Origin of the sequence: Streptomyces sp. E2N166, assembly GCF_003671715.1 — a bacterium.
GTDB lineage: Bacteria > Actinomycetota > Actinomycetes > Streptomycetales > Streptomycetaceae > Streptomyces > Streptomyces thinghirensis.
On sequence record NZ_RAIF01000018.1, the window covers coordinates 435,425 to 438,908 of the forward strand.

At 71.4% G+C, this 3,484-nt stretch carries 4 protein-coding genes and 1 pseudogene; 4 read left to right on the forward strand and 1 reads right to left on the reverse strand.

Going from position 1 to position 3,484, the window contains the following annotated elements; translation table 11 throughout:
* Positions 1 to 290 (reverse strand): annotated as a pseudogene (locus EBH09_RS37845) (hypothetical protein); the annotation flags it as partial.
* Positions 291 to 630: 340 nt separating this feature from the next.
* On the opposite strand from EBH09_RS37845, the gene EBH09_RS16275 reads away from it, so the two are divergent.
* The 4 genes from EBH09_RS16275 to EBH09_RS37850 all read left to right on the forward strand — a co-directional run bounded on the left by EBH09_RS16275 (position 631) and on the right by EBH09_RS37850 (position 3,407).
* Complete coding sequence (locus tag EBH09_RS16275; RefSeq protein ID WP_121747710.1) at positions 631 to 2,229, forward strand: phage tail sheath subtilisin-like domain-containing protein; 1,599 nt, start codon at positions 631 to 633, stop codon at positions 2,227 to 2,229.
* A gap of 70 nt (positions 2,230 to 2,299) precedes the next feature.
* The gene (locus tag EBH09_RS16280; RefSeq protein ID WP_121747711.1) at positions 2,300 to 2,746 is read left to right on the forward strand and encodes a phage tail protein; all 447 of its coding nucleotides are present in this window, start codon (positions 2,300 to 2,302) and stop codon (positions 2,744 to 2,746) included.
* A complete protein-coding gene (locus tag EBH09_RS16285) occupies positions 2,746 to 3,252 on the forward strand; it encodes a hypothetical protein (protein ID WP_121747712.1) in 507 nt (168 codons plus the stop codon). The genes EBH09_RS16280 and EBH09_RS16285 overlap by 1 nt, the downstream gene beginning before the upstream one ends.
* Positions 3,249 to 3,407, forward strand: a complete 159-nt coding sequence (locus EBH09_RS37850; protein WP_167392550.1) for a DUF6760 family protein — start codon at positions 3,249 to 3,251, stop codon at positions 3,405 to 3,407. The genes EBH09_RS16285 and EBH09_RS37850 overlap by 4 nt, the downstream gene beginning before the upstream one ends.
* Positions 3,408 to 3,484 lie beyond the last annotated feature (77 nt).

A 3,484-nucleotide genomic window follows, 5' to 3' on the forward strand; every position in this document is an offset into this window, starting at 1 on the left:
CGCGCCACCACGAGCGGGCCGCCGGCGGCGTCCGGCGGGCGCGGGGCGGGGCGGTTGCCGATGAGGAGGGAGGCGGCGGCGTTTCCGGCGCTGCCCTGGATGGCCAGCAGTTCCCGCGGGCCGAGCGCGGCCCCGGAGCCGGCCGCCGGGGCCGGTCCGCCGGCCTGACCGCCGTACGACTCCCGCGCACCGGCCCTGTCCGCGTCGGCGGACCTGACCGGCGGGGGCGCCGCCGCCGCGCGGCCCGGTACGCCGCCGTCCGGGCCGGGCTTCTCCTGTCGTCCCCGCATCGCACGCCCCTGCCCGACGAGGCGTCGGCCCCGTCCCCTCGTCGCCGGCCGTCGAGAACGGCGCGGGCTCGGCGTGATGCGGAGCCCGGCCAGGCCGGGAGGCTAACTCATGAACAGGGGCCGGCCACAGGGTGAAGCTTGGACGAAGGCTCCCCCAACAAGCGGTGCCGGAAGCGTTGTCGGGGCTCTCACCAGCGGTCGGGCGCCCCGGCCTGCCCCAACGGGCACAGCCGGGGGCAAGGTCGGTGCCCCCACTCCGGCACCCCGGGGCGTTTCGGGGGGAGCACCGCGCGCGCGAGGGTGAGGGGCGTCCTGTCTCGTACCCCGAGGAGAGCAGAGCATGCCGTCCTACCTGTCGCCCGGCGTCTACGTCGAGGAGGTGGCCAGCGGCTCGCGCCCGATCGAGGGAGTGGGCACCTCGGTGGCGGCCTTCGTCGGTCTCGCGCCGACCGGCCCGCTGAACGAGCCCACACTGGTGACCAACTGGACGCAGTACGTCGCGGCCTTCGGTGACTTCACCGACGGGTACTACCTCGCGCACTCCGTCTACGGGTTCTTCAACAACGGCGGCAGCGCCGCGTACGTCGTCCGCGTCGGCGGCTCCGCCGAGGACGCCGCCGCCGGTTCGGACGGGACGTCCGCTCCCGCCGCCGTGACGGGTACCGCCGCCCCGGCCGCGCTGCCGGCCGCCGAGCCGAAACAGCTCGGCACGTTCGCCGTGACGGCCAACGCCGCCGGTCAGCACGGCCCGCTGTCGGTCGAGGTCGCCGACCCCGAGGGCGAGGGCCCCGCCGAGCGCTTCAAGCTGATCGTCAAGGACGGCGAGAAGCCGGTCGAGACGTTCGACGTGAGCGCCAAGAAGGGCAACCGCTCCTACGTCGTCACCCAGGTGAAGGAGCGCTCGAAGCTCATCACCGTGACGGAGGCCGCGCCCACCGCGCAGCTGGCCCGCCCGGAGAACCAGAGCCTGACCCTGCCGGCGCCGCCCGCCGCCCCCGCCGCCCCGGTCGAGAAGAGCGAGAGCTCGCACCCCGGCCCGGCCCACTACCTCGGCGACTCCGCGGACCGCACCGGCTTCGGCGGCCTGGAGGCGATCGACGAGATCTCCATGGTCGCGGTGCCCGACCTGATGGCCGCCTACCAGCGCGGCGCGATCGACCTGGAGGCCGTCAAGGCCGTCCAGCTCGGCCTCATCGCGCACTGCGAGCTGATGGGCGACCGCGTCGCCATCATCGACCCGCCGCCCGGCCAGAACGCCCGTCAGATACGCGTCTGGCGCCAGGAGACGGCCGGCTACGACTCCAAGTACGCGGCCCTGTACTACCCCTGGATCAAGTCCTTCGACCCGGCCTCCGGCCAGTCCCGCCTGATCCCGCCGAGCGGTCACGTCGCCGGCATCTGGGCCCGCAACGACACCGAGCGCGGCGTCCACAAGGCCCCCGCCAACGAGGTCGTCCGCGGCGCCGTCGATCTGGAGCTGCAGATCACCCGCGGCGAGCAGGACCTGCTCAACCCGATCGGCGTCAACTGCATCCGCTCCTTCCCCGGCCGCGGCATCCGCGTCTGGGGTGCCCGCACCCTCTCCTCCGACCCGGCCTGGCGCTACCTGAACATCCGCCGGTACTTCAACTACCTGGAGGAGTCGATCCTGATCGGCACCCAGTGGGTGGTGTTCGAGCCGAACGACCACAACCTCTGGGCCCGCATCCGCCGCAACGTCTCGGCGTTCCTGGTCAACGAGTGGCGCAGCGGCGCCCTCTTCGGCCAGAGCCCGGCAGAGGCCTACTACGTCAAGTGCGACGAGGAGACCAACCCGCCGGAGTCGGTCGACCTCGGCCGGGTCATCTGCGAGATCGGCATCGCGCCGGTCAAGCCCGCCGAGTTCGTGATCTTCCGGCTGGCCCAGTTCTCCAGCGGCAGCGGGGAGCTGGAGGAGTAGGACGCGCGTCCTCCACCTCTCCGGCCCCCTTCCCCCGCCTCTCCCAGATCATTAGAAGGACAGCGAACACATGGCTCTGATGCCGGGTGACTCCCTCACAGCGAACAACTTCGGGCTCCAGATCGACGGTGTGATGGTCGAGTACCTCTCCGAGGTCAACGGCCTCACCCTCGAGCAGGACGTCATCAAGTACCCGCAGAACAACAGCACCACCGGCAAGCACGAGACGGCCGTGCTCCCGGGCAACAAGAAGGACGGGCAGTGCACCGTCGTGCGGGGCATGACCCAGTCGCCGTCGTTCACCCAGTGGATCAACGATTCCATGAACGGCCGGATGTCCACGGCCCGCAAGAACGCCTCCATCATCCTGATGGACTCCGAGGACGTCCCGGTCAAGCGCTACAACCTGCGCAACGCCTGGTGCAGCAAGATCGACGCCAGCGCGGTGAAGGCCGGCGACACCTCCGCGCTGACCGAGACGGTCACCATCGTGTTCGAAGAACTGGTCATCGAATAATGCGGCGCGCGGCTGTCGGGGCGCCCGTCGCGGCCCCCGAGGACCCCCAGACCGCGGCGGCGGGAGCGGACTTCCCCCGTTCGGCTCCCGCCGTCGCACCCACGGAGACACCTGCCGAAGCGGCACCGCGGCAGCAGCTGCGCACCGAGTTCCCCTTCGAACTGCCACGCGGCTACGTCGACGACTCGGGCACGGTCCACCGGGACGGTGTGATGCGCCTGTCGACGGCACGGGACGAACTGATCCCGCTGCGCGACGTGCGGGTGCAGGAGAACCCGGCGTACCTGTCGGTGGTGCTGCTCGGCCGGGTCATCACCCGGCTGGGCACGCTGACGATGGTGCACGACGGGATCGTGGAGAACATGTTCGCCTCCGACCTGGCGTTCCTCCAGGACTTCTACCGTCAGATCAACGCGGAGGGCCACACCCGCGCGGCCGTTCAGTGCCCGCACTGCACGGAGCCCTTCGAGGTGGAACTCGGCGGGAGCCGCCTGGGGGAATCGTGACGTACGCGACCGACCGGCTGCACGAGGAGATCGCGTACGTCGCCTACCACTTCCACTGGAGCCTGGAGGCGATCCTGGATCTGGAGCACCAGGACCGCCGCCGGTACACGGACCAGATCGCGTCGCTCGTGACGCGTGGCGCGGCGGAGGGCTGATCGGTGGGATTCCTGGACCGGCTGCGAGGCCGTCGTGACGGAGCGCGGGACGGCGTCGGCGAAAGCGCCGGCGGGGG

Bases quoted from the DNA above. Each gene is read 5' to 3' on its own strand.
- EBH09_RS16275 (WP_121747710.1), top strand. From the start codon at position 631: ATGCCGTCCTACCTGTCGCCCGGCGTCTACGTCGAGGAGGTGGCCAGC.
- EBH09_RS16280 (WP_121747711.1), top strand. From the start codon at position 2,300: ATGGCTCTGATGCCGGGTGACTCCCTCACAGCGAACAACTTCGGGCTC.
- EBH09_RS16285 (WP_121747712.1), top strand. From the start codon at position 2,746: ATGCGGCGCGCGGCTGTCGGGGCGCCCGTCGCGGCCCCCGAGGACCCC.